Source organism: Alteribacter keqinensis (assembly GCF_003710255.1).
Lineage (GTDB): Bacteria > Bacillota > Bacilli > Bacillales > Salisediminibacteriaceae > Alteribacter > Alteribacter keqinensis.
In genome coordinates, this window is record NZ_RHIB01000001.1 from 1,324,311 (window position 1) to 1,351,023 (window position 26,713).

Consider the following 26,713-nt stretch of genomic DNA (forward strand, 5'->3'; position numbering starts at 1 on the left):
TGACTTTCCCTCTTTTCGTTAATGCTGACCGAGTTCATTTGTAATGTGATCAAGATTTGTGACAGCGTCAGACAGTCCTGATTCAACGACTGCTCTTGGCATTCCGTAAACGACTGCTGTTTCTTCGGACTCTGTGATGACATAGACGTCACTGTTTCTTTTTAGCGATTTTATTCCCTCAGTTCCATCACTCCCCATGCCTGTCAGGATGACCGAGATCACCCTTGTTTTAGGAAGGGTGGCAAGTGAGGTAAGCATCACATCCACTGACGGACGGTGTCCGTTAACCGTATCACTCTCATCATCCAAATGAACTACGACCGAAGACCCTAATTTCTTCACCTTTAAATGGTAGCCTCCCGGGGCAATATACGCAATCCCTCTTTTTATGATTTCTCCATGTTCTGCTTCTTTCACCTTAATCTGAGCTTGTCCGTCCAGCCGTTCACTAAGGGATTTTGTAAATCCCGGAGGCATATGCTGGACAACGAGTATCGGATAAGGGAAGTCTCTAGGAATATTGCCGAGGACCGTCTGAAGGGCTCTCGGGCCCCCGGTGGATGTACCGATTGCGACAATCTTGGTTCTTACCAAAGTCACAGGAGGCTGTCTTTTCCGGATAACCGGGTGTCTTTGATTTTCATGGGACCTTACCTGTACCGGCCGGGCATTGGAAGCTGCTGTGACCTTTTCGATCAGTTCGTTCTGAACTTTATGTATATCCAGTGAGATAGCCCCGCTAGGTTTCGTAATAAAATCAAACGCCCCTAGGCTCATCGCTTCCAGGGTATTATCGGCACCTTTTTTTGTTGTACTCGATACCATAATGACTGGCAGAGGGGTTTCCTTCATAATCTTTTTTAACGCGTCCAGCCCATTCATGACTGGCATTTCAACATCGAGCGTCACCACATCAGGCTTATATTTCTTTATCTTTTCGATCCCGTCTCTCCCATTGCGTGCTTTTTCCACAACCCGGATTCTCTTGTCTCTCTCCAGGAGGTCTGCGATCATTTTTCTCATGAATGCAGAGTCATCAATGATCAGCACGCTGATTTTGTTATCCGCACTCATCGTTTTTTTAACCACCCTTTAAGTTTCTTAACAAATGAATTCTCATTCGTTCCAGAAGGCTCACCGCAGAAACGGCCGGCTATCTCTTTCATTGCTTTACTGACTTTGCACTGTGGAGCGGCACTCATAAAAGGCTTTTGGGCACAGACCGCATTCCAGACAGCTTCATCTTTTGGCAGGAAGCCGAAAAATTCAATCTTCTTTCCCAAAAAAGAATCACACACCTGAGTGAGGTTCGCGGCTAAATGTGCAGCATGTTCTTTGTTTTTACACTGGTTAACCAGGAGGTGAACAGGTAAAGACGGATTTTGTTTATGAATGTACTTAATCATGCCGTATCCATCTGTCATCGCAGTCGGCTCGGGAGTCGTCACAACGATCACATCGTGAGCAGCCATTACCATCTGGGTTCCGCCTCTGTTTATCCCGGCACCAAGATCAAGAATGATTACATCATATTCATTTTCCAGTCCTTCTAACTGACGGAGAAAAAAATCCAGGTCATTTTCATTGAGCTCATAAATCTCCGACAAAGCCGTCCCCCCTGCAATGTAGGAAAGCCCTTCTTCTGTTGTCTCAATAATATCCCCGGCACGCATGCGCTGCTCAATCATATCAATCATCGAATACCGGGAAGCTTTCCCAAGGAGGATATCAATATTAGCCATACCAAGGTCAAGATCAATAATCAGGACTTTTTTATGCTGTTCAATCAGGCTCAGACTGAAATTGACTGTAAAGTTGGACTTCCCCACCCCGCCTTTTCCGCTTACAACAGCAAGAACCCGGGCGGTATTCTTCTTCATTTTTTCTCTTATGGGAAACGTTGAGGCTTGTTTTTTCATTGATTTTCTCAGTTGTGCTGCCTGGTCACTGTACATGGCATTTATTCACCATCTCTTCGATGATGCCCGTTTTATCTGCTTTTTTAATGTCATCCGGTACATCCTGACCTGTTGTTATATAGGATACTTTCATGTTGTGACTGCTGAGAACATTGAGGACGGCCCCATGGGATTTTGTTTCGTCCCATTTTGTGAAAAGGGCGTATTCAGGACCGATTGCCTTAAACTGATCGATAATTTCTTTCATATCTTCATATTTACTCGTTAACGAAAGGACAAGATGAGTTTCAATCTGTGAAGAAAAATCAAGAGTGCTCTTTAATTGTTTGATATATTCACTGTCCTGATAATTCCGTCCTGCCGTATCAATAAAAACAACGTCTTTATCTGCCAGTTTTTCGCACGCTTTTTTAAAATCCTCCAGTGAGTAGGCCACCTCGACAGTAACGTTAAGAATTCTGGCGTAGGTTTTCAGCTGTTCTACCGCTGCAATCCGGTACGTGTCCGTTGTAATAAAGCCAATCGTCTTTTTTTCATGAAGCAGAGCATGGGAAGCCATCTTTGCAAGGGTGGTCGTTTTTCCGACACCCGTGGGCCCGACCAGATTGATATATTTCTTCCGGTCTGCCACAGATAGAAAAGGCTCATCGGGAATTTCGGCTTCAAGGATTTGTTGCATCCACAGGCGAAGATCGGGCTGCCTCGGTGAGTCTTCTTTGTACCACCGTTTTACTGCACTGTTCATGCACGTATCTGTAAGTTCCCATGAGAGTCCCGCTCCGCACATGACCTCATACAGCGGCTGAAGCGGCTGAGGGTACTGTGTTTTTAAATGCATTCCAGTAACCGAGTTTCTAAGAGCAGCCACTTCCATTTTCAGATCCCCCGTCTCTTCTTTCACTGCCGGCGGGGCAGTGTTAAGCGGTTTTTTCACGGGTTTAACCGGCTCAGGGTCTGCAGCTGCAATGACCTCGAGCTTTTTCTTTGTGAAAAAACCGAGGAACCCGCCTATTTCAATTGTTTTGGAGTGAAGAATCACAGCGTCTTTTCCAAGTTCCTGCTTTATTTTAATCATGGCTTCAGGCATATCATCAGCCTGATATTTTTTTACTTTCAAATCCCTTTCACCACCCCTACACTCTGTACTTCTACACTAGGTTCGAGCTCGTTGTAGCTGAGAACCGGTACTTGCGGCATATAGCGCTCTATCAGGTGACGCACATACATCCTTACAGCAGGTGAGCATAGAATGACCGGCATGTAGCCCATCTCCTGCATTCTTTCAATTTCAGCCATCATCTGTTCGATCAATTGCTGGGAAGACTGAGGATCCAGAGCAAGATAGCTTCCATGCTCAGTCTGCTGAACGGCATCAGAGATCATTTTCTCTACAGCTCCGCTGACCGTTACTACGTGCAGGGCTTCTTTGTCCTGGACGAACTGCTTTGAAATTTGGCGGCTGAGACTCTGACGGACATACTCTGTGAGCATATCCGTATCTTTCGTCATCTGACCGTAGTCCGCAAGGGTTTCAAAAATAATAGGCAGATTCCGGATCGAAACCTTTTCTTTCAGTAAACGGCTCAGAACCTTTTGTATTTCTCCAATGGAAAGGGGAGAAGGGGTCACGTCTTCTACAAGAGTGCTGTAGGATTCACTCAGATGATCAACGAGCTGTTTCGTTTCACCGCGGCCGAGAAGCTCATCAGAGTGGTTTTTTATGACCTCAGTAAGATGAGTCGATACAACTGACGGCGGATCAACGACTGTATAGCCTGACAGCTCAGCCTGCTCTTTAGTATCCTCCGAGATCCATATCGCCGGCAGTCCGAATGCCGGTTCAACCGTGTCAATTCCTGTAACTGCTTCATCATCGACACCGGGACTCATGGCCATATAATGATCGAGGAGAAGTTCTCCTCTGGCTACTTCGTTTCCTTTAATTTTGATCGAATATTCATTCGGCTGGAGCTGGATATTATCCCGGATCCGAATAACCGGAACGATCATTCCCATTTCAATGGCCAGCTGCCTCCGGATCATAACGACACGGTCCAGAAGATCTCCCCCCTGATTTGTATCAGCCAGAGGAATGAGACCGTATCCGAACTCAAATTCGATAGGATCCACCTGTAGAAGACTTACGACACTCTCAGGTGAAGTCATATCCTCTTCCTGATCGCCCGGGTCATCGTCTCCTTCCTCTTCTATCTTTTGTGCTGCCTCTTCCTTACTCATAAAGAAGCCTCCTGCACCAAGCATCAGAGCTACCAGTGTAGGAATCGGCCAGGCAATTGGCGTTGCAACCCCCAGCAGAAAGATCGTAATTCCTGCAACATACATCATTTTTGGATAGGCAAACAACTGCTTTGTCACATCATGACCGAGGTTCCCTTCTGATGCAGCACGGGTGACAATAATACCTGTAGCTGTAGAAACGAGGAGGGCAGGGATCTGACTCACAAGACCGTCCCCGACAGTAAGGAGAGTATATTTGTCCGCCGCCGCAGCCAAAGGCATTCCTTCCTGAATCATGCCGATTACAAGACCGAAAATGATATTGATAATGACGATAACAATACCGGCAATTGCATCCCCTTTAACGAATTTGCTGGCTCCGTCCATAGACCCGTAAAAATCAGCTTCCTGTTCGATTTTCTTTCTTCTTTCCTTTGCCTCAATATCGGAAATCATCCCCGCATTGAGGTCTGCATCGATACTCATCTGCTTGCCGGGCATGGCATCGAGAGTAAAGCGGGCCCCTACTTCTGATACACGCTCCGCCCCTTTTGTAATGACGATAAACTGGATCACGACCAGAATAATGAAGATAACAAACCCTACCAGGGCATTACCTCCCACAACAAAGGATCCGAACGTTTCGATGACATTTCCTGCATCCCCGTGATTACCAAGAATGGCCCTTGTTGTGGATACATTCAGGCCGAGACGAAACAGGGTTACCAGTAAGAGCAGTGTCGGAAATATGGAAAACTGCAATGCTTCCTTTGTATTCATCGCTACTAAGATGATCAGAAGCGCAAGGGATATATTAATAATGATTAAAAAATCAATAATGCCAGTAGGCAGGGGAATAATAAGCATAATTACGATGGTTACTACCCCAAGTAAAACGGTTAAATCTCTCGGTGCCATTGCACTTCTCCTTTACTCCGTACTTACTGCTTTGCTTTTTGATTCAGACGGTAAACATAGGCGAGCACTTCTGCCACCGCTTTAAAAAGCTCCTCCGGTACTTCGTCACCAATCTCTGCCTGTGCGTAAAGTGCTCTCGCGAGCGGTCGGTTTTCCACAGTGACTACCTGGTTGTGCTTTGCGATACCAATGAGCTTAAGGGCTACATAATCAACCCCTTTGGCTGTTACTTTCGGTGCTGCCATATCTCCCTCATCATACTTAAGGGCTACAGCATAGTGAGTCGGGTTGGTGATGACAACGTCAGCTTTCGGAACTTCCTGCATCATCCTGCTTGTTGCCATCTGACGCTGTTTTTCTTTAATACGTGATTTAATGAGGGGGTCACCCTCACTTTTTTTATGCTCATCTTTTACATCCTGCTTTGACATACGGATGTTTTTTTCGTGATCGTATTTCTGATAAAGATAATCAAGAATCCCCAGAAAGATAAGAAGCAAGGCAACTGCCAGCCCCATCATAACCGTGAGCGTTCCAATCATCGCAGCACTGTCGCCGACGGAGTACAACGACATTGTAAGAATATCGTCCATATAAACCCAGATAATCGTGAAGGTAACAATACCTACGAGGCTGATTTTAAGCATGCTCTTTAAAAATTCAACGAGCGCCCGGACAGAATAAATCCGTTTAAAACCCTGAATCGGATCAACCTTGCTAAGCTTCATTTTTATTGCTTCCGGTGCAAACAGAAAGCCAACCTGCATATAGTTGCTCACCACCGCCCCGAGCATGGCAATCAGCATGATGGGACCAGCTATCCAGATTACCTGGGCGGTCAGATCCAGAAACAACGCCTGAACGTTTCCGCTCGTAAGCTCCAGAGTAAGGAGGTTCTCGAAAGTGTAGGCACTCATGGTAAAGAGTCTTTCAGATGCAAAGCTGCCGATTAACCATAGAAATAAAAAAACAAATAATAGAATAATAGCGGTATTCACATCGGAGCTTTTGGCAACCTGTCCCTTTTTCCGTGAATCCTGTTTCTTTTTCGGTGTGGCTTTTTCCGTTTTTTCCTGAGAAAAAAATGTTAAATCAATTTTTTTGTACATTTATCCCAGACCTCCATAGAGCTCCAGAAGCGTTCTCATCGTCACCGTCATCGATTCAACCAGATATCCGACAACCACGAAAAACGGTCCCATGACAAGAAACAGCATGATAAACCCTGCAATGATCTTAAGGGGCAGCCCTACAACGAATACATTGACCTGCGGGACAGTTCTGGACACCATTCCCAGAGCCACATCAACTAAAAATAAGGATCCGACTATTGGCATGGCCATTTGAAAAGCAATCATAAACATCGTGTTCATGCTTGTAATCACATGCATAACGACGGCTTCTTCACCAAATGGGAGGAAAAGCTGGTCCAGAGGTACAAACTGATAGCTGTAAAATACGCCATCGATGAGGAGGTGATGAGCATTGGTCGCAAGTAAAAACAACAATGCAAATGTATACAGATATCCCCCCGTCATCGGGCTTTGGGCTCCGGTCTGAGGATCGATAACGTTCGCGATCATAAAGCCCATCTTGATATCGATAAAACCGCCGGCTACCTGGATAGCATACAGAATTAAAGAGGCAGCAAATCCGACTGTAAGACCTACCATCGCTTCTTTTAAGATAAGCAGAAAATACGTATGATCTATTTCAAGTACGGGCCATTCGTATGCAAAAAAGATAATCCAGGCCATAAAGAAGGAAAAACCTACTTTATAAAGTGCCGGGACATTCTGATAGGAAAATAAGGGCAATGTGATTACAAAGGCTGACATTCTGACAAGAACGAGGAGGAATGCCGGGAACCACTCAAGCAAATCAATCATTTACGCTACCCTATGTACAGGTGCAGGTTGGAGAAAATCTCTTCTGTGAAAGACAAAACCACATCGAGCATCCACGGCCCGAAAACAACGAGTCCGATCAGCACCCCGACAATCTTCGGAATAAATGCAAGGGTCTGTTCCTGGATTTGTGTGGTTGCCTGAAACACACTTACCAGGAGTCCTATTCCCAGTGCCAGAATCAACAGTGGCCCAGCTACTAAAATTACGGTAAAAACGCCTCGTTCCGCTAATGAAATGACCATCTCTGAACTCATCATTTACTCCCCTTAAAAACTTAATAATAATGACCTGATAACAAGGTGCCACCCGTCAACCATGACAAACAGCAGTATTTTAAACGGCAGGGCAATCATGACAGGAGGAAGCATCATCATCCCCATTGACATGAGAACACTTGCCACGACCATATCAATAATTAAAAACGGGACAAAAATCATAAACCCGATCTGAAAAGCTGTTTTTAATTCGCTGATGGCAAAAGCCGGGACAAGTGCAGTCAGAGGAATATCCTCCAGTGTCTCGGGTCTTTCCAGCCCCTGATACCCCATAAACAATGCCAGGTCCTTTTCCCTTGTATGCTGGGCCATGAATTCCTTAATGGGTCCGGCTGCAGCTTCAAAGGCTTCTTCCTGAGTGTACTCCCCATCAAACAACGGCTGAAGGGCTTCTTCATTAATCTCCTGAAATACAGGCGCCATCACAAAGAAAGTAATAAACAGGGCCAGTCCGATTAACACCTGGTTAGGCGGCATCTGCTGTGTTGCAAGACCTGTCCGGACAAAGCTTAAAACGATGACAACACGTGTAAAGCACGTCATCAAAATCAGGATACTCGGAGCAAGTGCCAGCACCGTCAATAGTAATAACAGCTGTATGGTTGATGTTAAATTTTGAGGATCGTCGCTGAATATATCCAATGCTGGTATTTCCGGCATTACTCTTTCTCCTTCAATTTGGCGTGGAGGTTTGTCTGTGATGACCTAACCTCTTTTAAGCTATCTTCAAGCAGGGAAGAAAAGGATGTAGGTTTCTTTCTCCCGGAAGAGACCGTTTCTTTCAGCCACCTGCCCGCTTTGTTCAATGGAATATCATAGGCATCCTGCGGACGGTGTTCTTCGAGCATTTTTTCAACTTCCTCTGGGTCTGTCACTTCCTTTAGCAGCTGTATATTTTCACCCACACCTACAACGAGAAGCTTGTCCCCTACTTTTATAAGCTGCACCGAACGGTTCGGACCCAGGTTTACGCCGCCGACGCTTGAAATGACGGAGTGGCTTTGAAACGTCTGATTCCTTTTATTGAACAGTTTCAGCAGGCCGTAAATCAGGGCAATGATGAAAGCAAGAGCGAGACACATCTGAAAAAGAAGACCGATATAACTCTGCTCCCCCTGGGAAACCGGCAGTTCTTCTGCCGGGTCTCCGGAATTCAGCACAGCAGGGCTTTCGTCAGCTTCATCCGTCCCGTTACCTGACAAACCGTCTGAAACGGAACGGCCGCTTTCTCCGTAGTCAGTACTTTCAGCTGAAACCGGTTGTACAGGAAAGAAAAGAAAACTCATTAAAATAATACAAATTAACGCGAGTTTAACAGCAGTAAAATTCCATGCAACCATCATTACCCCAGAGTTTTACCAATGGCTTCAAGCACTCGTTCAGCCTGAAAGGGTTTAACGATAAAATCTTTTGCACCTGCCTGAATCGCATCAATGACCATGGCCTGCTGGCCCATCGCAGAGCACATAATGACCTTTGCATCTCCGTCAAAACCTTTAATCTCTTTTAGAGCCGTAATGCCGTCCATCTCCGGCATTGTAATATCCATTGTTACAAGGTCCGGTTTGTGCTCCTTATAAAGTTCCACTGCCTGCTGGCCGTCCTGAGCCTCTGCAACAACTTCATAATTGTTTTTTGACAGGATGTCCTTGATCATCATCCGCATAAATGCGGCATCGTCTACGATTAATACTCTTGCTCCCATTTTTGTTTCCCCCAATGTGAATTTATCTGAGTTTATTGATCCGGTCATGCTGACTTACGATATCGGTTACTCTTACACCGAAATTTTCATCAATGACAACGACTTCCCCTTTGGCAATAAGCTTCTGGTTGACGAGAACATCCACTGGTTCTCCGGCGAGCTTATCCAGTTCAATGATAGAGCCCTGGGACAATTCAAGGATGTCTTTAATCGATCTCCTTGTCCTTCCAAGTTCAACGGTGACTTCCAAAGGAATATCCAGAAGCATATCGAGGTTTTTCACTTCTGTTACTGGCCCTCTTCTTTCTTCCGTTTCAAAATCGGAAAAAGCAGCAGGTGCTACATTTGCCGACCTTTCATTGACATTGCCTGAACTGAAGTGAGGAAGTTCTTCTATTTGATTGTATGAATCATACACATTCTGTGTCACCGGTTCCGACGTTTCTTTAACAGGCTCGCGGTGTTTATCACCACTGCCCTTCTGTTCATTCAACTTTGTATCATCTTCACGGGCAGCAGCCACTTCTCCCCCGCTCTTTCCGGGGTTCATAAGTTCTTCGACCATTTCCTTTGCAAACGTGATGCTCACCAGCTGCATAAGCCTTGAATCGATCAGATCTCCGACTTTCAGGTCAAATGATATTTTTGCAAGGGCATCACCGTCAGGGAGTTTATGTATCCCTTTGTTTTCACTTACATCCAGAAGATCAATGCCAGGTGGTGAGATGTCCACCTTCTTGTTAAAAATCGTAGACATGGATGTGGAAGCTGAACCCATCATTTGATTCATCGCTTCCTGAACCGCACTGATATGCATTTCGGAAAGGTTCTCATCTGGATTCCTGCCGTCTCCTCCGAGCATAAGGTCTGCGATGATCGCCGCATCGGTTGTCTTAATCACCATCAGGTTTACCCCTTCAAAGCCGGTCGTATATTTAACATGAATGGCTACATGAGGATGAGGAAACTCCTGATCCAATTCTTCTTTTCTGACAATCGATACCTTCGGCGTTGTAATATCTACTTTTTCATTCAGGAGTGTTGATAAGGCCGTTGCTGCACTGCCAAAGGAAATGTTGCCGATCTCACCGAGAGCATCCTGCTCAATGCCTGACAGGTAGTCTTCCGTGTAAAGCGCTTTGCTTTTGCTCTCATCATCAGGCTCATTCATTCCGTTTAACAAAGCATTAATTTCTTCCTGGCTTAACATTTCATCAGTCAATGTCTTCTCCCTCCTTTATCTCATCGGTAATTTGAACTGCCAGGTTCTTCTTCAGCTTCCCTGGCTGGGCCAGATACTTTGGTTCACTGCCAACTTTCACAAGGAGTGGTGTATCTGTTTTCTGATCAAGCTCAATGACATCCATCTTGTCGAGCTGCAGAAATTCCTGGATCGTGATCGACGAGCGTCCCAGCTCTACACTGATTGGCAGCACTGCTTTTTTTACATTCTTTTTAAGTGATGCCTCTTCAAAAGGAAGGCGTTCTTTTTGTTTTTCCTGCATCCATAAGTGAACACTGAGTTTTGGAAGCAGGTGTTCAATTACGACGTGGGGCAGACAGAAATTGATCATGCCTGAAGCTTCACCAATGGATGTTTCCAACGAAATGACCACGACAGTCTCGTTTGGAGACACCAGCTGAAGGAATTGAGGATTTTCCTCTAACTCCTCCATTACCGGGTCAAAATCACCCACTGAACTCCACGCTTCCTGATACGTATACAATGTTTTTTGGAACAGCTGGGTGATAATCTTTGTCTCAATCTCCGTCAGACCCTCACTCTTACTGAGCGCCTCCCCCTTGCCGCCGAGCAGACGGTCGAGCATGGCATAAGCAACGTTCGGGTTAACTTCCATAAGGAGACGCCCGTCCATTGGAGCAGGCTCAAAAACCGTCAAAATCGTCCTTTTGGGCACGGAACGGATAAACTCCTCATAAGGAAGCTGGTCGACGGAGGCTACATGGATCTGAACGTATGTTCTCAGCTGCGCGCTCATCTGGGTGGTTAACAGCCGTGAGAAGTTTTCGTGCAGCCTGGTCAGCCCTCTGACCTGGTCTTTTGAAAAACGCAGGGCCCGCTTAAAATCATAAGTGCGGACTTTTCTTTCCGCTTCTTCTCTTTTCAGTTCATCGGCATCCATCTCACCTGTTGAAATAGCCGAGAGAAGAGCATCGATCTCTCCTTGTGATAATACATCTGCCAAAAATATTCACCTGCCTTTGCCTGCGGGGCTCCTTTTATTGGATAATCCGCTCCCGCAGATACACACTCTCCACGGAACCGGATACAAGCAGATCATTGAAAAGCCCTGCCAGTTCTTCTTCCAGTTCTACTATTGATTCGGATCCTTTAAAGTCACTGGCACTTCTGTCGGATAGTACACGGATGATAATATTCTCAACCTGGAAATCCCGCTTTTCAAATTCTTCTTTCGTCTTTTTACTGTCAAGCTGAATCACAAACTTCGTACGGATAACATTATTGGATAATAAGTTCGTTGTAATCTCATCAGTTTCCACACTCCACTGAATCATTTCATCGATTGTCGGTTCCGAGTCAGCGCTTGTTGGATTAACAAACTGGGTGACGATAACCAGTGTAATCGCCCCGATTAGTGTGAGCGTTGTTAGAATAATGACCATAATGCTGACTAGACGGTTTTTAAACACCTGCTCTATTCACTTCCTCTCCGGCCGTTACTTTCTTTTACTGTTGCAAGAGCCAGACCCACCTGTCTGTAAAAATCTGTTATTTTCTCTTTCACAGTTGCTTCTGTTTCTTTTACAACGATTGTTTTCCCGTTTACGAGTGTAATCGTCGTATCGGGAAATGACTGGACCTGTTCAACATACAGGGCATTTAATGTGAACACCTGATTGTTGAGGCGTGTAAGCTCTACCATAATATAAGGCCAACCCCCTCCTGTTTACTGCCGCCCTGTGCCTTAAAAGCCCTGAGCGGCACAAGCCATTATCGTTTCAGGTTAACCAGTTCCTGTAAAAGTTCATCAGACGTTGTTATCATTCTCGTGTTTGCCTGAAACCCGCGCTGACTCACAATCATTTCTGCAAATTCCTGTGAAAGATCCACATTGGACATCTCAAGACCTGCCACCATCAGTTCACCTCTGCCCCCGTTACCGGGAACGCCAACCTGAGGATTACCTGAGTTGTTTGAAATCTGAAACATATTGGAACCCGCTTTTGTAAGTCCCGCCGGGTTATTAAAGTTAGCTGTAGCAATCTGTCCTAAAAGCCTCACATCGCCGTTGGAGAAGACACCGTTGATTTCACCGGAACTGGAAATGCTGTAGCTTTCAAGAACACCTTCCTGATTGCCGTCCACTTCATCAATTTCCACGTTGGACGGGGAAGCATACTGGGTAAGCTGGGAGAAATCCAGCTGAAATTCTATATCTGCAGCGTCACCTAAAGGAAGCTGAACCTCCATAGTTGCATCATCACCGAGCTGACCGCTTGCAAAGTTCAGCTGCGTAGTTGTTTGGTTAACTGTCACACTCCAGCTGTTATCCCCTGTTTTTACGAATTCCACCGGAACCGAATGGGTCCGGCCGAGTTCATCATAGACCAGAAACTGCATGGGACGTGCAGCGCCGATGTCGCCTTCTGCGTTCAGGTTCCCCCGGAGTGTTGCGTTCTCCGTTGCCTGCGGTGCTGTTCCTGCACCTGACTGGATAAGAAGGTTTCCTAATTGTGTATCGTCAATGACCCCGTCCCCATCAGCCGGATAGCCTTGGATTCTCATCCCTTCTGAGTTCACGAGATTTCCCTGCTGATCAAGATAAAAGTTACCCGCTCTTGTGTAATAGTTTTGGTTACCATCGGCAGCAATAAAAAAGCCGTCCCCGGATATGCCAAGGTCCAGATCTCGCCCTGTTGACTGGATGGATCCCTGGGTCTGTACGGAATCAATGGAAGAGAGCGTTGTGCCGAGACCTACCTGCTGGGGGTTTCTGCCCCCCCGGTTATCCCCTGCCGTACTTGCACCGGATAACTGCTGACTTACAAGGTCCTGGAATGTTGCCCGCCCGCTTTTAAAGCCATGCGTGTTTACATTGGATATGTTATTTCCGATTACGTCCAGCTTCGTCTGGAAGTTCTTCATACCGCCGATTCCGGCGTACATTGATCTGATCATTCTCTTATCTCTCCTTTTTATTCTGCCGCATCAGTCAGTCCGCGACAGCCGGCTTCCTCTTAAGGTCCAGCCGGTTAATCTATAATGATCACTCCGTTTATACCGGTAAAAAGTTGTGACGATGCTTCTTTGCGCTTCATTGCTGTAATCACGGTTTCGTTTTTTGCGCTGATCACAAGGGCCGCTTCAGTTGTAAGCACGAGACTTTCATTGACCCCTTTTTGTTTTGCCTCTTCCAGTTTGCTTTCAATTTTTGACCAGGTTGTCTCACTCAGGAGAATGTTCCGGTCATTCATTCTTTTCTCAGCATGTTTGCTTACTTTAATCGACCCGGACAGAGTTTCATGTAAGTACGATTGAAACGCTTTACCTGACAATGGTTTGTTTTGCTTTACTGATGGTATTCTCAGCGGATTCAACAGATGATGCGTTGTGATTTCCACTTTTTCTCCCTCCTTTTGAGTGTGAGTTAAGGTAAGGAGATACTCAGAACATCTTTTGGTGACAGATGATGTTCACCGTCAACAATGAAGGACGTGTTTCCATCTTTAAAAGAGACTGTTGTCACCAGACCGGACGTACGTTCCAGCTTTGTTGTTCCATCTTCATTTTTACCTTCTTTCTCCCATTCAATCTTCTTACCGATCATATCTCCGTAACTTGCAAATGGCTGGCTTTGGGAAGTATTGGCGATCTTTTCCAGAGTGGAATGGATATTCGTCATTTGCTCAAGGGAAGAGAACTGTGCCATCTGGGCGATAAATTCTTTATCTTCCATTGGGTTCATCGGATCCTGATTCTGAAGCTGGGTAATAAGAATCTTCAGGAAGGCATCTTTGTCCAAGTCTGTTGTTCCCCGGCTTGACTGCTGCTTTTTATAATCTTCGAGATAGAGACTATCAGTAACGGATGTCACCATAAGATCACCTTACACTTTCTCGTTAATCGAATCGTTGAGTAATTCTTTAAAATCGGCTTCCTGTTTCTCTTCATCACGTTCTTCGCGAGGTCCAGTATCCCGGCCATTGTCTTCTTGTTCCTGCTTTTCCTTAAAACCTTGCTGCTGAGTAACCTCAATTCGTTCCACAGGGAGCTGCTGGGAATTAAACGCCTGCCTCAGATGCTGAAGCTGAGACTCAATCAGGTCCCTGGCTGCTGTAGTGGAAGCCATAATGGTTGCCGTCATCACGGACTTTGATCTTGTAAGTGTGACATCAAGACGCCCCAGGTGTTCAGGATACAGCTTAATCGAAAGCTGCTGTACTCCCTGTCCTGTCTGCTTAAACGCCCGGCTTGCCAGAATGTTTTCAAATTGTTTTATAAAATCATGAAGCTGCTGTGACCCTTGACGCTGCTCGCCCGTATGAATGACATGCTGTTGCACCGCATTGAAGGGCTGATTAAGCTGGTCCATCGTAACGATCTGCTGCGGGGTCTGAGGCAGCGGATTGAACTGTCTTGTAAAAGCACCTTCTGCTATTTCTCTTTGGTTGAAACTCTGTACGTTTGCAGGTTTGGCCGGTACATTCTCAACAAATTCCTTTACTTTAGTAAGGAGCACTCTCCAGAAACCTGAGTTCCTTACATGTTCATCCCCGTTTCCTTGAACCGCCTGTGACGTAATGGTTAATATGACCGGGGATTGTGAGATAAACTGGATAAGTTTTTTTGCAGCATTCTCATGGTTACCCTCATGCGCTGCAGCTATGACGCTTTCATCCTCAGGCTCGTTGATGAGAGCTCCGTGGGCACTGAGCAGCGCAAGCTTGATTTCTTCTGGCCAACCTTCCTCCAAAACCTGGGAGACTGAGATCCCTTCCTGTATGGCATGAATGATGTGTTCAGATTCATAAAGGTGGGATAACAGGGATAACAGTTCATCATTATCAAGAATGTCCTCTGAAATGGTTTCTTCAGGATTCAGTAATTTGCCCGCTGAGTGAAGTAATTCAATAATTAAATCCACTTCTTCCTCCGGCATACCTGTTTCTTCTGAAGGAACCGAGACATCACCATCAGCAATCATGGCTTCCAAAAGGTAGCCGAACGTGTTTTTTCCAGATGGTGAGCCTGTTTTCTGCTCCATGACGGCTCCAGGGGCAGTAACAGATAAAACGTTCATGTTCATATGTTCACCTCCTTTAAGAACCCAAAGTTTAGTTTTTCATTAAGCTCATGAGTACGGCTGCCTTTTCAGGATCCATCCGCTGAAGAATCTGGGACCTGTTTGACGTACGCATCAGGTTCAGATAAAGAACCGCATCACTTTCATCTGTATTGGCTAAAATAGCAGCCGCTTTGGAGGCTGTCATATTTTCAAGGGTACGGACTATCTCCTCCAGATCAGAACCGGTGATTTCTTCTTCATCAGCCTCAACCGGATCATTACCCGGTCCTTGTTCTTCCATTTCTGAGATGATCCTCTCCAGGTCCGCTATTTCATTTTCCAGAGATCCAACCGCATTTGAATATGAGGCATTTTCTCTTTCAAGCTCTGCAATCCGGTCTTCAAGTGCATCCCTTGCGATCTCTTCTTCTGTTTCTATTAAGGACCCTACGAAGGGCCAGGAACCTGCCGATTCAAGAACAGCCCCTTTCATATCATCATGAAGGATTGAAAGAATGACAAACCCGAGAATCACAATAAAGATGACGGGGATCAGGATAAGCATGAATACTGCCTGCAACTTGTTCGTTCGTTCTTTTGTTTCCATCTCATTCACCCTGCTTTACTTCCATGAAAACTGCTGCACGGCAATCTCATCCATTGCTTTTTGGTCATCAGCTTTTCTTTTTTCGTCATAATCGTGCTTTCTTTTTTCTTTTACTTTTTCGTATTTTTTTACATCCAGTGCTCTGCTTGTAAGTCTTTGCTCGCTTGTCTGCATTTTAAGCCTGGCTTTGTGTGTATCCTTCTGGCCAAGGTAGATGAGCTTGTCCATACTCTGAAGATTTGTTTCGTAAAGCCGCAGCCGGGATATGGAAGTGCCTGTTTCGAGTGCCTGGTGATACTCTTCCTGAAGCGTTTCTTTTTTCTTCATTAAGTGATAAAGGCTCGTTGCCACTTCCTCGAATTCCCTGGTTGCCTGTGTACAGGCTTCATCCGCTATTTTCTTATCGTATTCTTTTAGTTCAAGAACCTTCTGAAGAGAAAATGCAAAAGTCATTCGCTCACACCTTTCCAACTGTCTTTAAAAGCTGCCCGACTGATTCTTCAAACGTAACCAGGTCCTTATTGCCCTGCTTTAGAAAGTCAATAATGACCGGGTGCAGGGTAATTGCCTCATCCACACTATTGCTGGATCCTTTTTTGTACGCTCCGATGGTGATCAGATCTTCTGATTCTTCATACACACTGATCAGGTTTCTCATTTTATCGGCTGCATGTGAATGATTTTCCTTCACAATGTCCTTCATCACCCGGCTGACACTTTTAAGTACGTTCACCGCGGGAAACTGTCCCTTGTTGGCAAGCTTCCGGTCGAGGACGAGGTGTCCGTCCAAAATCCCCCGTACCGCATCGGCAATGGGCTCTGATAAGTCGTCACCGTCAACAAGAACCGTGTAAAATGCGGTAATTGTTCCGTGTTCATTTGTTCCGCTTCGCTCGAGAAGGCGGGGCAGAACGGCAAAAACGCTTGGGGTATACCCTTTTGTGGTGGGGGGTTCTCCTACTGCAAGACCAACTTCCCTCTGAGCCATTGCCACACGGGTGACACTGTCCATCATGAGCGTTACATTCATCCCAAGGTCCCGGAAGTATTCTGCAATTGCAGTAGCTGTCATCGCTCCTTTTATCCTCATAAGAGCCGGCTGATCGGAGGTGGCAACGACTACGATTGTCTTCTTCAGTCCCTCGGCACCAAGATCCCGTTCAATGAACTCCTTCACTTCCCGTCCCCGCTCGCCGATAAGGGCAATTACGTTCACATCTGCATCAGAGTTTTTCGCAATCATGGCCATCATCGTACTTTTACCAACGCCGCTTCCGGCGAAAATTCCCATCCTCTGTCCTTTTCCCACTGTAAACAGGCTGTCCACTGCTCTTATGCCGAGGCTCAGGGGAGCGGAAATCCGAGGTCTTTCCATGGGGTTTGGCGGCGGATTATCCGTTGGGTAAGGTTTGCAGCCTTGAATGTCTTGCCCTCCCTGAAGGGGTCTTCCAATTCCATCTATTACCTTCCCGATGAGGGCTGTGCCGATATTGATTCTGAGTGGATTGCGGGTTGATTCAACGAGACTGCCCGGCGCGATGTCCTGTATGGCGTCAAATGGCATAAGAAGGACTTTTTCGTCTTTAAAACCGACGACTTCAGCCATGATTTTTCTTGACGGATGTTTTCCGGCGGTTATATAACACAGCTCTCCAATGGAAGCCTGAGGCCCTCTGGCTTCGATCATCAGTCCTGCAACCTGCGTTACTTTTCCGTACCATTTAAAAGAACTGAGTTGTTCAATTTCATTAATGATGCGACTTGCCTTCATCGGTCTCATCCTGTCTCTGAATCTCTTTTAGCTGGTGCTTTAATTCATGAAGCTGACTGCCAAGGCCCGCTTCCATCTTTCCGAATGGCGTTTCAATTGTACATCCGGTTAATGGAAGGTTTCTGTCAGGGTAAATATAGATATGTTTGGCAGAAAGAACGATCTGCTCAAGCTCCGGCTTATGTCTGAGCGTCTCTTCGTAGCGGTCGGGATGTATGTAGACAGCAATCTCCTGCTGATCCTTGACTTCTTCAACAGCCCGGGACACGAATTCTGCCCACATGGCTTCTTCAGTGAGCGTTGTGCCCAGGATTTTTTCTGCAGCAGCAAGGGCGATACTGAGAATATCAGGACTCGCTTTTTCCAGGGTATCGAGATAATCCTGTCTCGAACGTTTGACCGTTTCTCTTGCTCCTGCCAGCTCTTCTTCGCAGGTCTTGAGGCCTGCTTCATATCCGTCACTGTACCCTTTTTCCCAGCCCTCTTTTTTTCTCATTTCATACAGAGACACGGCTTCTTCTTTTGCCCGCTCCCTTTGGGAGGCGAGTTCACTTTTCACCTGTTCCTTATAGGCATTGGCTTCCTCTATTAATTTGAGTGCTTCTTCCTTTGCCCTTTCGAGTTGAACTGTTACGTCTTCGGCTTCCTCCTGTTCGAATGATAGATCATCAGACATTTTTGGTTCCGGTTCGGAATTAAGGGATTTGATCTGGATAATCGATGTTACGTTCGTTTTTTTTGCCATGGATGACTTAATGAATTTAGACAATCACATCATCTCCTCCACCACGGGCGATCACGATTTCACCTGTTTCTTCAAGGCGGCGGATGACGGATACAATTCGTGACTGGGCTTCTTCAACATCCTTCAGACGGACAGGACCCATAAACTCCATTTCTTCTTTAAATGTTTCTGCCATGCGCTGGGACATGTTACCGAACAGCATATTTTTCACTTCTTCTGAAGCTACTTTCAAAGCCAGCTGAAGGTCTTCATTTTCAACATCCCGTATGACACGCTGTATTGACCGGTTATCAAGAGTGACGATATCTTCAAACACAAACATCCGCTTCTTAATTTCCTCCGCCAGCTCCGGATCACGTGTTTCCAGACTGTCCAGTATCGTTCGTTCAGTTGCCCGGTCTACACTGTTTAACACTTCAACAACCGATTCTATACCGCCCGCCTGTGTATAATCCTGAGTGACAGTAGCAGAAAGTTTCTTTTCAAGAATCGTCTCCACCTCGCTGATAATCTCAGGTGTCGTCCCTTCCATCGTAGCAATCCGTCTTGCCACATCAGCCTGGACATCCTGCGGGAGAGAAGAAAGAATCTGACCCGACTGTTCACTGTCAAGGTAGGAAAGAATGAGTGCAATTGTTTGGGGATGCTCTCCCTGGATAAAATTCAGAATTTGGGATGCATCGGCTTTTCTCGCAAAGTCAAATGGTCTGACCTGAAGATTGGAGGTGAGCCTGTTAATGATGGACATGGCTTCTTCCTCGCCAAGAGCCTTTTCAAGGACATCCTTCGCGTAGCTGATACCGCCTTGTGATATGTAATCCTGAGCCATCGCAAGCTGGTGAAACTGACTGAGTACTTCCTCTTTTGTTTCGGTATTTACTCTTCTTACACCGGCAATTTCAAGTGTAAGTTTTTCAATCTCTTCTTCTGTAAGGTGCTTATATACCTGTGCAGATACATCAGGACCAAGAGAGATCAGCAGTACTGCGGCTTTCTCTTTCCCTGATAATGTCTTTCGCTTGACCACGCTTTACCCTCCTAATCCTCTGAGAGCCACGTTCTTACAAGCTTTGAAAATTCTTCAGGCTTTTCTCTAGCCATCTTTTCAAGCTGGCGGCGACGGGCTTTTTCTTCTGAATCGCGTTCTGTATTTACATCCGGAATATCAAAAACGGCTGTTTCCTGCTGAATTTCCCGTTCTTCTTCTTCTTCAGTTTCACGTTTAGGTTTGCGAAGTAAAAGGAATAGAAGTACAAGAACTACAAATCCAAGTCCTCCTGCCAGTACATAACCTAAGTTTGAGGATTGTGCCGCCTCGTCTGCAAAGGTTTGTTTGCCGTTAAAAGGCTGAGCTGATACAAAGACCCGTTCATTGATATCCGTATCATCCCACCCGGCAAGTACGTCATTAGATATGGAAGTACGCACGACTTGTGTAAGGACCTGCTGAATGTCATCCATTCGTTCCTGTGGCAGTGAGGCCATGTCTTCCGGATCGGGCGGTTCAACCATAACCTGGATACCGATATCCATTACCTGATAAGGACTCTCAACGATTTCCCGAGTGATGCGGTTAACATCATTGTTAATCCGTTCCTCAATGAGTTCGTAGTCTCCGCTGCCGGAGCCCGCTACAGCAGGGAACCCTGGTATATCTTCTTCCCCGGTACCGGCAATCCCGCCTTCTTCAGCGTTATCTCCTGTATAGGTTTCCGTAATTCGTTCCACGCTTACGGCAATACCTTCCATATTTTCTTCATCCACCGGCGTTACGAGGTGCTCTTCTCTGTTCTCTTTAGTGAAATCTATGTCAGTCGAAACCGTTACAAGTACTTTATCCGCCCCCATCATTGTTCCAAGCATCTGCTGAAGCTGGCGCTGAATATCCCGCTCGATATCCCGTTGAATGGAACGGTGTTGCTCATAAACTGAAAGTGTCGTATCAATGGTGGACTGATCCTGATATTCAAAATGGTTAAACATCTGATCCATAATCACAATATTTTCCACAGGGAGGTTCGGTATACTTTTGGATACCAGATGATAGAGTGATTTCACTTTATTCTGGTCCATGGAAGACCCTGGTGCCAGACTCATCACAATGGATGCGGAAGCCGTCCCCTGTTCATCTGCAAGCCAGATTGATTCCTCGGGGAGTGTAATCATCACCTGGGCCCCCTGAACCCCGTCTACGCTCCGGATTAATTTTTCAAGTTCTGTCTGCATTAAACCCCGCTCAAGAACGTTAAATTCCTTATCCGTTGTTCCAAATCCCATGTTTTCCTGGAAGGAGCTGTAGTCAATACTCCCGCTTCTCGGCAGTCCTTCAGCTGCCAGTTCAACCTTGAGGTCATCGACAACACTTTCCGGAACCCGGATCGTTGAGCCGTCCTGTCCGACTTCAGAGTCAATTCCCCTGGCATCAAGTGTTGCTTTTATTTCTCCAGTTTCCTGAGCTGTGAGGTTTGTATAAAGAGGAACATAATACGTTCTCGATCCAAACCAGACCAATAGGAGAATCATGAGTATGACAAAAATAACGGAACCTACAAGTAACCCCTTCTGCCTGGATGTCCTTGATTGCCATAGCTCGACTGTCTTTTGTTTGTAGGTGGTTAATGTTTCGTTCATGGCTCCTCCTATAACGCTTCGTGTTGATCTCTACGCAGCTTCGTTTATTGGTAAATGTTGATTTTTTAAGAAAAAGTATTAAGTACCGGATATTTTTGACGATATATAGATCATAGACACCCATAAGCAGATTGTTATAGACGAAAGCTATATTAAACTTGCATTCTCATGATCTCCTGATAGGCTTCAATCGCCTTGTTACGCACTTCTACAGTCGTCTGCAGTGCTACACTTGCTTTTTGTGAAGCAATCATCACATCATGAAGATCAATGTTTTCTCCTCTGGCCATTTTTTCAGTGGCCGCTGTTGAAGCAATTTGTTTATCATTCACATCCTGTACAGCTTGATTCAGCCAGCCTGCAAATGCCTGCCGGGCTTCAAAACCGGGTCTTGCACTCATCTTTCCTGCTGCCGGTTTCATCATGCTGTTTTGTATGGATTGTACTGGGTCCATAATATTCACTCCTGTATTATCATTTAACGTCCAATTTCAAGGGCCTTTAAAAGCATATTTTTATGAGCGTCCAGGGCAGTTACATTTGCCTCATAGGATCTTGTTGCACTCATCATATCTACGACTTCTTTCAGTGGGTCCACATTCGGGAGCTGAACGAATCCCGCATCATCAGCATCAGGATGCTCCGGCTGGAATACCTGTTTAAACGGTGTCTGGTCTTCCACTATTCTGCTCACTTTCACACCACTTCCCGCCTTCTCATTCCGCGCGCGGTCCAGATGATTCTTAAACGTATTATTCGGCTCCATGACGACCATCTTTCTTCGGTATGGCTGCCACTCCCCATCCACCAATCTTCCTCTCGTTGAATCGGCATTTGCCATATTTGAAGATACCACATCCATCCGCAGCCTCTGGGATGTGAGGGCTGATGCTGACGTATTAATCCCATTAAACATCTATTCTACCTCCCTTGCCCGATCACAGTCTGAATTGAATTAAACCTGCCGTTCATTCTATCAATTAATGTATTATAGTAAATCTGGTTTTTAGCCATTTCCGTCATTTCAAGATCGATATCTACATTGTTGCCATTGTGGTTATATGCCGTATTTGTTCTTTTCTGAATCTCAACACCCGAGCTTCCCGCCTCTCTGAATGAAAGATGGCGGCTGTCGGTTCTGTGAGCGTCAAAATCCGGTTTATTCATGGCACTTTTCAGTTCATGGGAAAACACCGTTTTCTTAGCTTTATAGCTCGGTGTATCCACATTTGCAATATTGTTGGATATCGTGTTCTGGCGTGTCATCGAAGCATTTAATGCTGAATGGAGTAACTGATTTGTCGAATTATTGAATAGATTCATCATTTTACTCTCCCTAAAAGTGTTAAAATCTCAAAATACAGTGAAAAAATTCCTCTATCTAGTCGTATTTTATATAATTATGGTGGGATTGTCTAACTTTGAAGAAAATTGGTACTATGTCAATCAAAAAGACCTAATTCACTGTTTTGAGGTACTTGTCGTCCAATCTTCCTGTGAGCCTTGTCACGCGTCCCTTTCTATTAAAAGTCACATTCGCCTCCTAATCTTTATTCATGTGACTTTTGTCCCAACACCATTCGGGACAGTTTTCAGAATCACATCAACTTGCTTACTGTTTTTTGTGAGCCATATACGCCTTCCATAATGTCTCTCCTTTGTGTCTTTGCATGCCGAAGGTCCTCCACCGGTCGCACTGTATTAGCTGACATATATACTCAGAACCTGAATGGTATAAATGGCATAGGAGCGTGCTCCGGTTCCTCCTTCAGCGGAGCACGCATTCCCACACAGGAGTTACGGGACCGCCCGTCACCCTCTCAGGGATACCTCTTATACCGCCGGATATTAAATATCGCAAAACAAAAAACGCATGGATTTCCATGCGTTTTTTATAGTGGTTCAATTTAGCTGTTCTTAAGTTTATCAAGCTCGATGAGGAACTTATCGTTAAGGACTTTAATATACGTCCCTTTCATTCCGAGTGAGCGGGATTCAATAACACCGGCACTCTCAAGTTTTCTTAAGGCGTTTACGATAACTGAGCGGGTGATCCCTACGCGGTCTGCAATTTTACTTGCGACAAGAAGACCTTCGTGACCCTCAAGCTCTTCAAAGATGTGCTCAACTGCCTCAAGCTCACTGTAGGATAAGGAGCTGATCGCCATTTGAACAACCGCTTTGGAACGGGCTTCCTGCTCAATTTCCTCTGTTTTTTCGTGAAGAATCTCCATACCTACTACCGTAGCACCATACTCAGCAAGGAGCAGGTCATCATTGTCAAATGAATCTGAAAGACGGGCAAGAATCAATGTGCCCAGACGCTGTCCTCCACCCTGGATAGGAACAACAGTTGTAAGACCGTTCTCGAAAAGGTCCTTGTTCTCTACCGGGAAAGCAGTGAATTCACTGTTGATGTCAAGGTTGGAAGACGTTTCTTCCACCTTAAACAGCCCGCTCGTATATTCTTCAGGGAACTGGCGGTCCTCAAGCATTTGCTTCATACGCTCATTTTCAATTTCCTGTTTAATAGCGTAGCCCAGAAGCTTACCCCGGCGGCTTACAATAAACGTGTTTGCTTCAATGACGTCTCGCAGTGTAACAGCAACATCTTTAAAATTTACTTGCTGTCCTCCTGTTTTTTGCAGTAATTCATTAATCTTTCTTGTTTTTGATAGTAAATCCATTACGAATCCTCCCGTGAATTATAAAATATATTGGCTCAAGTCGCGGTTTTCTACGACATTCTGCAATTTTTCTTCCACATATTTTGGTGTGATGACCACTTCTTCCAGATTGATGTCTGATGCTTCGAATGAGAGGTCCTCAAGAAGTCTTTCCAAAATCGTATGCAAACGACGGGCACCGATGTTTTCAGTCTCTTCATTTACACGTGTGGCAATTGTTGCAATCTTATAAACAGTTTCGTCAGAAAATTTCAAGTGTATACCTTCTGTTTCCATTAAGGCCTGATACTGTTTTAATAGAGCATTATCCGGCTCTACAAGGATACGGACAAAATCGTCAACAGTCAAGCTTGACAACTCGACGCGGATCGGAAAACGCCCCTGAAGTTCGGGAATAAGGTCAGACGGCTTTGAAAAATGAAACGCTCCGGCTGCTACAAACAGCATATGATCCGTTTTAACAGGACCATATTTCGTAACCACTGTCGATCCTTCCACGATTGGAAGAATATCGCGCTGGACACCTTCCCGGGATACATCTGCAGTCTGTCCTGAGTTTTTCCCCGCCACTTTATCAATTTCGTCTATGAAAATGATTCCCAGCTGTTCAGCCCGTGTGACTGCCTCCTGGGTGACTTCATCCATATCGATGAGTTTTTGGGCCTCATCTTCTGTGAGAACTTTCCGTGCGTCCTTCACCGTAAGCTTACGCTTCTTCTTTTTCTTCGGCATCATGTTTCCGAGCATTTCCTGCATATTCATACCCATCTGCTCCATGCCTGCCCCCTGGAACATATCCATAAAGTTCCCTTGCTGCTCTTCAACCTCAACGGTTACAACATGATCTTCAAGTTCTCCCATGGCAAGCTGGCGGGCGGTACGCTTCCTTTTATCCCGGATCGTTTCCTCTTCCTTTTGATCCTGGTTCGGTTGCTGCTGGTTTTCCTGATTGCCTCCGAAAATCATTTCAAAAGGGTTTTTATAATTGTTCTCTTTCTTTTTGGATGGAACGAGAAGTTCCACCAGCCTCATATTGGCGCTTTGTTCCGCTTCGCCTTTTACTTCAGCCATTTTCTGCTCTTTTTCAATTCTGATCGACGTTTCCACAAGATCACGAACCATGGATTCCACGTCACGGCCTACATAACCGACTTCAGTAAATTTAGTCGCTTCCACTTTGACAAAAGGTGCTCCAACAATTTTAGCGAGCCGGCGTGCGATTTCTGTTTTACCTACTCCGGTAGGACCGATCATGAGAATATTTTTAGGTGTAATTTCATCCCGCAGTCCTTCATTAAGCTTCGAACGCCGGTACCGGTTTCGAAGGGCGACTGCTACGGAACGCTTCGCCTGGGACTGCCCTACAATATACTGGTCAAGCTTTTCAACAATCTGTCTTGGTGTAAATGCTTCACTCATCGGGTTTTTCCCCCTTTTATATAATCAGGACTCTTTCAGTTCTTCTACAATAATTTCCCGGTTGGTATACACACAGATGTCGGCGGCTACCTCAAGAGCTGATTCAGCCAGCTCCCTGGCGCTCAGTCCTTCCCCGTGCTTTTTCAAAGCGCGGCCTGCAGCCAGTGCATAATTACCGCCGGAGCCGATGGCAATGATTCCGTCATCGGGTTCAATAACTTCACCTGTACCCGCAATAAGATAAAGGTTGGCGCTGTCCATCACAATGAGCATCGCCTCGAGTTTCCTTAAAACCCGGTCACTCCGCCACTCTTTTGCAAGTTCCACGGCTGCTCTTTGAAGATTTCCGCTGTATTCTTCCAGTTTGTTCTCAAACTTTTCATAAAGGGTAAAGGCATCCGCAACGCTGCCTGCAAAACCGGCAACAACTTTACCACGGTAAAGGCGGCGGACCTTTTTAGCCGTATGCTTCATCACAACCGCATTCCCAAACGTTACCTGGCCATCTCCGGCCATGGCCAGGGATCCGTTGTGCTTAACAGCAAATATCGTTGTACCTCTGATTTGTTCCATGTGAACGCTCCTTTACAGAAATCATCGTATCTATGCTCTCGGGTGTGACCGTTGATACATCTCTTTCAGCCGGTCTTTCGTAACATGCGTGTAAACCTGGGTAGAGCTTAACTGACTGTGGCCGAGAAGTTCCTGGACGGTCCGAAGATCAGCTCCTGCATTGAGCATGTGCGTTGCAAACGTGTGTCTGAACACGTGGGGACTGATCCTTGCATTCATAGAAGCATCATCAACAATCTTTTTCAGCATTGTCCGGATGCTTTTCGGAGTCAGCCTGCCGCTTCTGTAGTTCAGAAAGAGCGCTTCAGGATTTTCTTTACCGTCAATAATCTGTTTACGTCCGTCATTCAAATAAGTTTCAATGGCATCCATAGCAAAGCTGCCGACCGGTACATACCGCTCTTTCTTCCCCTTGCCTCTCACAAGAAGGGTCGCCATGTCACGGTCCAGGTCTGATACGTTCACACCTGCACATTCACTCACCCGGATGCCTGTAGCGTAAAGAAGTTCAATGATGGCCTTGTTTCGCTGGCCGAGGCTTCCGGTGGCGTCTATGTAGTTGAACAGAGTGTTCATTTCTTCCTCATACAGAAAAGTAGGCAGCCGCTCCCCGCTTTTAGGTATCGATGCCAGTATAAACGGGTTGTCCTTTACTGCTTCTTCCCTTAATAAGAATCTGTAAAACGAGCGAAGTGCCGAAATTTTTCTGGAGACTGTTTTCCGGGCATACTCCCGTTTATGGAGGACAGAAAGATATTCCCGTACTTCAGGATACGAAACTCCCGTCAATTCACTGATTCCATGGTTCTTCATGAATTCAAGGAAATCTGTTATATCTTTTCGGTAGTTTTCGATCGTATGAACCGAAGCATTCTTCTCTATTTGCAAGTATCGTATAAACGTTGTCGTCCAATCCTCAGTCATTTATACATTCACCCGGACTTTCGTTTTGTAGAAACACTCTGTTAATTTTCAATGCTGATTTCCGCTTCGGTCAACATTTTTTTCAATCACCAACCACCTGTCATAATGCTGGCAGAAAAGCC

31 protein-coding genes are annotated in these 26,713 nt (G+C 45.6%); all 31 read right to left on the minus strand.

Translation table 11 applies throughout. From position 1 onward, the window contains the following. Nucleotides 1-18: 18 nt before the first annotated feature. The 31 genes from EBO34_RS06465 to xerC all read right to left on the minus strand — a co-directional run bounded on the left by EBO34_RS06465 (nucleotide 19) and on the right by xerC (nucleotide 26,591). Nucleotides 19-1,074 (minus strand): protein-glutamate methylesterase/protein-glutamine glutaminase, encoded by a 1,056-nt coding sequence (locus EBO34_RS06465; protein WP_122897092.1) that lies wholly within the window; start codon nucleotides 1,072-1,074, stop codon nucleotides 19-21. Then, complete coding sequence (locus EBO34_RS06470; protein ID WP_122897093.1) at nucleotides 1,071-1,955, minus strand: MinD/ParA family protein; 885 nt, start codon at nucleotides 1,953-1,955, stop codon at nucleotides 1,071-1,073. The genes EBO34_RS06465 and EBO34_RS06470 overlap by 4 nt, the downstream gene beginning before the upstream one ends. After that, complete coding sequence (gene flhF, locus EBO34_RS06475; RefSeq protein ID WP_122897094.1) at nucleotides 1,945-3,036, minus strand: flagellar biosynthesis GTPase FlhF; 1,092 nt, start codon at nucleotides 3,034-3,036, stop codon at nucleotides 1,945-1,947. Before flhF ends, EBO34_RS06470 begins: the two co-directional genes overlap by 11 nt. Further along, on the minus strand, nucleotides 3,033-5,075 hold the full coding sequence (gene flhA / locus EBO34_RS06480) for a flagellar biosynthesis protein FlhA (protein ID WP_122897095.1): 2,043 nt from the start codon (nucleotides 5,073-5,075) through the stop codon (nucleotides 3,033-3,035). Before flhA ends, flhF begins: the two co-directional genes overlap by 4 nt. Nucleotides 5,076-5,098: 23 nt before the next feature. Beyond that, nucleotides 5,099-6,184: a flagellar biosynthesis protein FlhB gene (gene flhB, locus EBO34_RS06485; RefSeq protein ID WP_122897096.1), complete on the minus strand. Its 1,086-nt coding sequence runs from the start codon at nucleotides 6,182-6,184 to the stop codon at nucleotides 5,099-5,101. Continuing rightward, entirely contained in the window at nucleotides 6,185-6,964 is a 780-nt protein-coding gene (gene fliR, locus EBO34_RS06490) for a flagellar biosynthetic protein FliR (protein ID WP_122897097.1), read from the minus strand. It abuts the gene before it with no gap. 5 nt (nucleotides 6,965-6,969) lie between these two features. Continuing rightward, nucleotides 6,970-7,239, minus strand: coding sequence for a flagellar biosynthesis protein FliQ (gene fliQ / locus EBO34_RS06495; RefSeq protein WP_122897098.1), 270 nt, complete (start codon nucleotides 7,237-7,239; stop codon nucleotides 6,970-6,972). A 12-nt stretch (nucleotides 7,240-7,251) separates the two neighbouring features. Next, nucleotides 7,252-7,920 carry a flagellar type III secretion system pore protein FliP gene (fliP, locus tag EBO34_RS06500; protein WP_122897099.1) on the minus strand — a complete coding sequence of 223 codons (669 nt, stop codon included), beginning with the start codon at nucleotides 7,918-7,920 and terminating at the stop codon, nucleotides 7,252-7,254. Further along, nucleotides 7,920-8,600: a flagellar biosynthetic protein FliO gene (gene fliO / locus EBO34_RS06505; RefSeq protein ID WP_183163741.1), complete on the minus strand. Its 681-nt coding sequence runs from the start codon at nucleotides 8,598-8,600 to the stop codon at nucleotides 7,920-7,922. The genes fliP and fliO overlap by 1 nt, the downstream gene beginning before the upstream one ends. Before the next feature lie 2 nt (nucleotides 8,601-8,602). Next, nucleotides 8,603-8,965: a response regulator gene (locus tag EBO34_RS06510; RefSeq protein WP_122897101.1), complete on the minus strand. Its 363-nt coding sequence runs from the start codon at nucleotides 8,963-8,965 to the stop codon at nucleotides 8,603-8,605. 22 nt (nucleotides 8,966-8,987) lie between these two features. Beyond that, nucleotides 8,988-10,187, minus strand: a complete 1,200-nt coding sequence (gene fliY / locus EBO34_RS06515; RefSeq protein WP_249414024.1) for a flagellar motor switch phosphatase FliY — start codon at nucleotides 10,185-10,187, stop codon at nucleotides 8,988-8,990. Beyond that, a complete protein-coding gene (fliM, locus tag EBO34_RS06520) occupies nucleotides 10,180-11,172 on the minus strand; it encodes a flagellar motor switch protein FliM (protein WP_122897102.1) in 993 nt (330 codons plus the stop codon). Before fliM ends, fliY begins: the two co-directional genes overlap by 8 nt. Nucleotides 11,173-11,206: 34 nt before the next feature. Next, nucleotides 11,207-11,638: a flagellar basal body-associated protein FliL gene (gene fliL, locus EBO34_RS06525; RefSeq protein ID WP_122897103.1), complete on the minus strand. Its 432-nt coding sequence runs from the start codon at nucleotides 11,636-11,638 to the stop codon at nucleotides 11,207-11,209. A gap of 5 nt (nucleotides 11,639-11,643) precedes the next feature. Next, nucleotides 11,644-11,871, minus strand: a complete 228-nt coding sequence (locus tag EBO34_RS06530) for a flagellar FlbD family protein (protein WP_122897104.1) — start codon at nucleotides 11,869-11,871, stop codon at nucleotides 11,644-11,646. Between the two features lie 68 nt (nucleotides 11,872-11,939). Beyond that, on the minus strand, nucleotides 11,940-13,127 hold the full coding sequence (locus EBO34_RS06535) for a flagellar hook protein FlgE (RefSeq protein ID WP_122897105.1): 1,188 nt from the start codon (nucleotides 13,125-13,127) through the stop codon (nucleotides 11,940-11,942). A gap of 74 nt (nucleotides 13,128-13,201) precedes the next feature. Beyond that, nucleotides 13,202-13,570 (minus strand): TIGR02530 family flagellar biosynthesis protein, encoded by a 369-nt coding sequence (locus EBO34_RS06540; protein ID WP_122897106.1) that lies wholly within the window; start codon nucleotides 13,568-13,570, stop codon nucleotides 13,202-13,204. Nucleotides 13,571-13,596: 26 nt separating this feature from the next. After that, entirely contained in the window at nucleotides 13,597-14,046 is a 450-nt protein-coding gene (gene flgD / locus EBO34_RS06545; RefSeq protein WP_122897107.1) for a flagellar hook assembly protein FlgD, read from the minus strand. Between the two features lie 9 nt (nucleotides 14,047-14,055). Then, nucleotides 14,056-15,255, minus strand: a complete 1,200-nt coding sequence (locus EBO34_RS06550) for a flagellar hook-length control protein FliK (protein ID WP_122897108.1) — start codon at nucleotides 15,253-15,255, stop codon at nucleotides 14,056-14,058. A gap of 28 nt (nucleotides 15,256-15,283) precedes the next feature. After that, on the minus strand, nucleotides 15,284-15,841 hold the full coding sequence (locus EBO34_RS06555; protein ID WP_122897109.1) for a MotE family protein: 558 nt from the start codon (nucleotides 15,839-15,841) through the stop codon (nucleotides 15,284-15,286). A gap of 15 nt (nucleotides 15,842-15,856) precedes the next feature. Continuing rightward, a complete protein-coding gene (gene fliJ, locus EBO34_RS06560; RefSeq protein WP_122897110.1) occupies nucleotides 15,857-16,294 on the minus strand; it encodes a flagellar export protein FliJ in 438 nt (145 codons plus the stop codon). Nucleotides 16,295-16,298: 4 nt separating this feature from the next. Next, complete coding sequence (fliI, locus tag EBO34_RS06565) at nucleotides 16,299-17,612, minus strand: flagellar protein export ATPase FliI (protein ID WP_122897111.1); 1,314 nt, start codon at nucleotides 17,610-17,612, stop codon at nucleotides 16,299-16,301. Then, nucleotides 17,590-18,381, minus strand: coding sequence for a flagellar assembly protein FliH (fliH, locus tag EBO34_RS06570; protein WP_122897112.1), 792 nt, complete (start codon nucleotides 18,379-18,381; stop codon nucleotides 17,590-17,592). The genes fliI and fliH overlap by 23 nt, the downstream gene beginning before the upstream one ends. Beyond that, nucleotides 18,374-19,384: a flagellar motor switch protein FliG gene (fliG, locus tag EBO34_RS06575; RefSeq protein WP_122897113.1), complete on the minus strand. Its 1,011-nt coding sequence runs from the start codon at nucleotides 19,382-19,384 to the stop codon at nucleotides 18,374-18,376. Before fliG ends, fliH begins: the two co-directional genes overlap by 8 nt. Before the next feature lie 11 nt (nucleotides 19,385-19,395). Then, nucleotides 19,396-20,988, minus strand: a complete 1,593-nt coding sequence (gene fliF, locus EBO34_RS06580) for a flagellar basal-body MS-ring/collar protein FliF (RefSeq protein WP_122897114.1) — start codon at nucleotides 20,986-20,988, stop codon at nucleotides 19,396-19,398. A 152-nt stretch (nucleotides 20,989-21,140) separates the two neighbouring features. Continuing rightward, nucleotides 21,141-21,443: a flagellar hook-basal body complex protein FliE gene (gene fliE / locus EBO34_RS06585; protein ID WP_122897115.1), complete on the minus strand. Its 303-nt coding sequence runs from the start codon at nucleotides 21,441-21,443 to the stop codon at nucleotides 21,141-21,143. Nucleotides 21,444-21,466: 23 nt separating this feature from the next. Then, nucleotides 21,467-21,904, minus strand: coding sequence for a flagellar basal body rod protein FlgC (gene flgC / locus EBO34_RS06590; protein ID WP_122897116.1), 438 nt, complete (start codon nucleotides 21,902-21,904; stop codon nucleotides 21,467-21,469). A gap of 5 nt (nucleotides 21,905-21,909) precedes the next feature. Beyond that, the gene (flgB, locus tag EBO34_RS06595; protein ID WP_122897117.1) at nucleotides 21,910-22,311 is read right to left on the minus strand and encodes a flagellar basal body rod protein FlgB; all 402 of its coding nucleotides are present in this window, start codon (nucleotides 22,309-22,311) and stop codon (nucleotides 21,910-21,912) included. A 584-nt stretch (nucleotides 22,312-22,895) separates the two neighbouring features. Beyond that, nucleotides 22,896-23,675, minus strand: coding sequence for a GTP-sensing pleiotropic transcriptional regulator CodY (codY, locus tag EBO34_RS06600; RefSeq protein ID WP_122897118.1), 780 nt, complete (start codon nucleotides 23,673-23,675; stop codon nucleotides 22,896-22,898). Between the two features lie 18 nt (nucleotides 23,676-23,693). Then, complete coding sequence (hslU, locus tag EBO34_RS06605) at nucleotides 23,694-25,094, minus strand: ATP-dependent protease ATPase subunit HslU (protein WP_122897119.1); 1,401 nt, start codon at nucleotides 25,092-25,094, stop codon at nucleotides 23,694-23,696. Nucleotides 25,095-25,118: 24 nt separating this feature from the next. Further along, the gene (gene hslV / locus EBO34_RS06610; protein ID WP_122897120.1) at nucleotides 25,119-25,667 is read right to left on the minus strand and encodes an ATP-dependent protease subunit HslV; all 549 of its coding nucleotides are present in this window, start codon (nucleotides 25,665-25,667) and stop codon (nucleotides 25,119-25,121) included. Nucleotides 25,668-25,697: 30 nt separating this feature from the next. Beyond that, nucleotides 25,698-26,591 (minus strand): tyrosine recombinase XerC, encoded by an 894-nt coding sequence (gene xerC / locus EBO34_RS06615; protein WP_122897121.1) that lies wholly within the window; start codon nucleotides 26,589-26,591, stop codon nucleotides 25,698-25,700. Nucleotides 26,592-26,713 lie beyond the last annotated feature (122 nt).

Coding starts and splice junctions, on each gene's coding strand:
- EBO34_RS06510 (WP_122897101.1), bottom strand. CDS start 8,965: ATGGGAGCAAGAGTATTAATCGTAGACGATGCCGCATTTATGCGGATG.
- fliQ (WP_122897098.1), bottom strand. CDS start 7,239: ATGAGTTCAGAGATGGTCATTTCATTAGCGGAACGAGGCGTTTTTACC.
- flgB (WP_122897117.1), bottom strand. CDS start 22,311: ATGAATCTATTCAATAATTCGACAAATCAGTTACTCCATTCAGCATTA.
- hslU (WP_122897119.1), bottom strand. CDS start 25,094: ATGAGTGAAGCATTTACACCAAGACAGATTGTTGAAAAGCTTGACCAG.
- fliR (WP_122897097.1), bottom strand. CDS start 6,964: ATGATTGATTTGCTTGAGTGGTTCCCGGCATTCCTCCTCGTTCTTGTC.
- flhB (WP_122897096.1), bottom strand. CDS start 6,184: ATGTACAAAAAAATTGATTTAACATTTTTTTCTCAGGAAAAAACGGAA.
- flhA (WP_122897095.1), bottom strand. CDS start 5,075: ATGGCACCGAGAGATTTAACCGTTTTACTTGGGGTAGTAACCATCGTA.
- flgC (WP_122897116.1), bottom strand. CDS start 21,904: ATGTTTAATGGGATTAATACGTCAGCATCAGCCCTCACATCCCAGAGG.
- hslV (WP_122897120.1), bottom strand. CDS start 25,667: ATGGAACAAATCAGAGGTACAACGATATTTGCTGTTAAGCACAACGGA.
- EBO34_RS06470 (WP_122897093.1), bottom strand. CDS start 1,955: ATGTACAGTGACCAGGCAGCACAACTGAGAAAATCAATGAAAAAACAA.
- fliF (WP_122897114.1), bottom strand. CDS start 20,988: ATGAACGAAACATTAACCACCTACAAACAAAAGACAGTCGAGCTATGG.
- EBO34_RS06530 (WP_122897104.1), bottom strand. CDS start 11,871: ATGGTAGAGCTTACACGCCTCAACAATCAGGTGTTCACATTAAATGCC.
- fliP (WP_122897099.1), bottom strand. CDS start 7,920: ATGCCGGAAATACCAGCATTGGATATATTCAGCGACGATCCTCAAAAT.
- flgD (WP_122897107.1), bottom strand. CDS start 14,046: ATGGTGACATCCGTTACTGATAGTCTCTATCTCGAAGATTATAAAAAG.
- EBO34_RS06535 (WP_122897105.1), bottom strand. CDS start 13,127: ATGATCAGATCAATGTACGCCGGAATCGGCGGTATGAAGAACTTCCAG.
- codY (WP_122897118.1), bottom strand. CDS start 23,675: ATGGATTTACTATCAAAAACAAGAAAGATTAATGAATTACTGCAAAAA.
- EBO34_RS06555 (WP_122897109.1), bottom strand. CDS start 15,841: ATGGAAACAAAAGAACGAACGAACAAGTTGCAGGCAGTATTCATGCTT.
- fliJ (WP_122897110.1), bottom strand. CDS start 16,294: ATGACTTTTGCATTTTCTCTTCAGAAGGTTCTTGAACTAAAAGAATAC.
- fliE (WP_122897115.1), bottom strand. CDS start 21,443: ATGGACCCAGTACAATCCATACAAAACAGCATGATGAAACCGGCAGCA.
- fliI (WP_122897111.1), bottom strand. CDS start 17,612: ATGAAGGCAAGTCGCATCATTAATGAAATTGAACAACTCAGTTCTTTT.
- xerC (WP_122897121.1), bottom strand. CDS start 26,591: ATGACTGAGGATTGGACGACAACGTTTATACGATACTTGCAAATAGAG.
- EBO34_RS06550 (WP_122897108.1), bottom strand. CDS start 15,255: ATGAACATGAACGTTTTATCTGTTACTGCCCCTGGAGCCGTCATGGAG.
- EBO34_RS06465 (WP_122897092.1), bottom strand. CDS start 1,074: ATGAGTGCGGATAACAAAATCAGCGTGCTGATCATTGATGACTCTGCA.
- fliO (WP_183163741.1), bottom strand. CDS start 8,600: ATGGTTGCATGGAATTTTACTGCTGTTAAACTCGCGTTAATTTGTATT.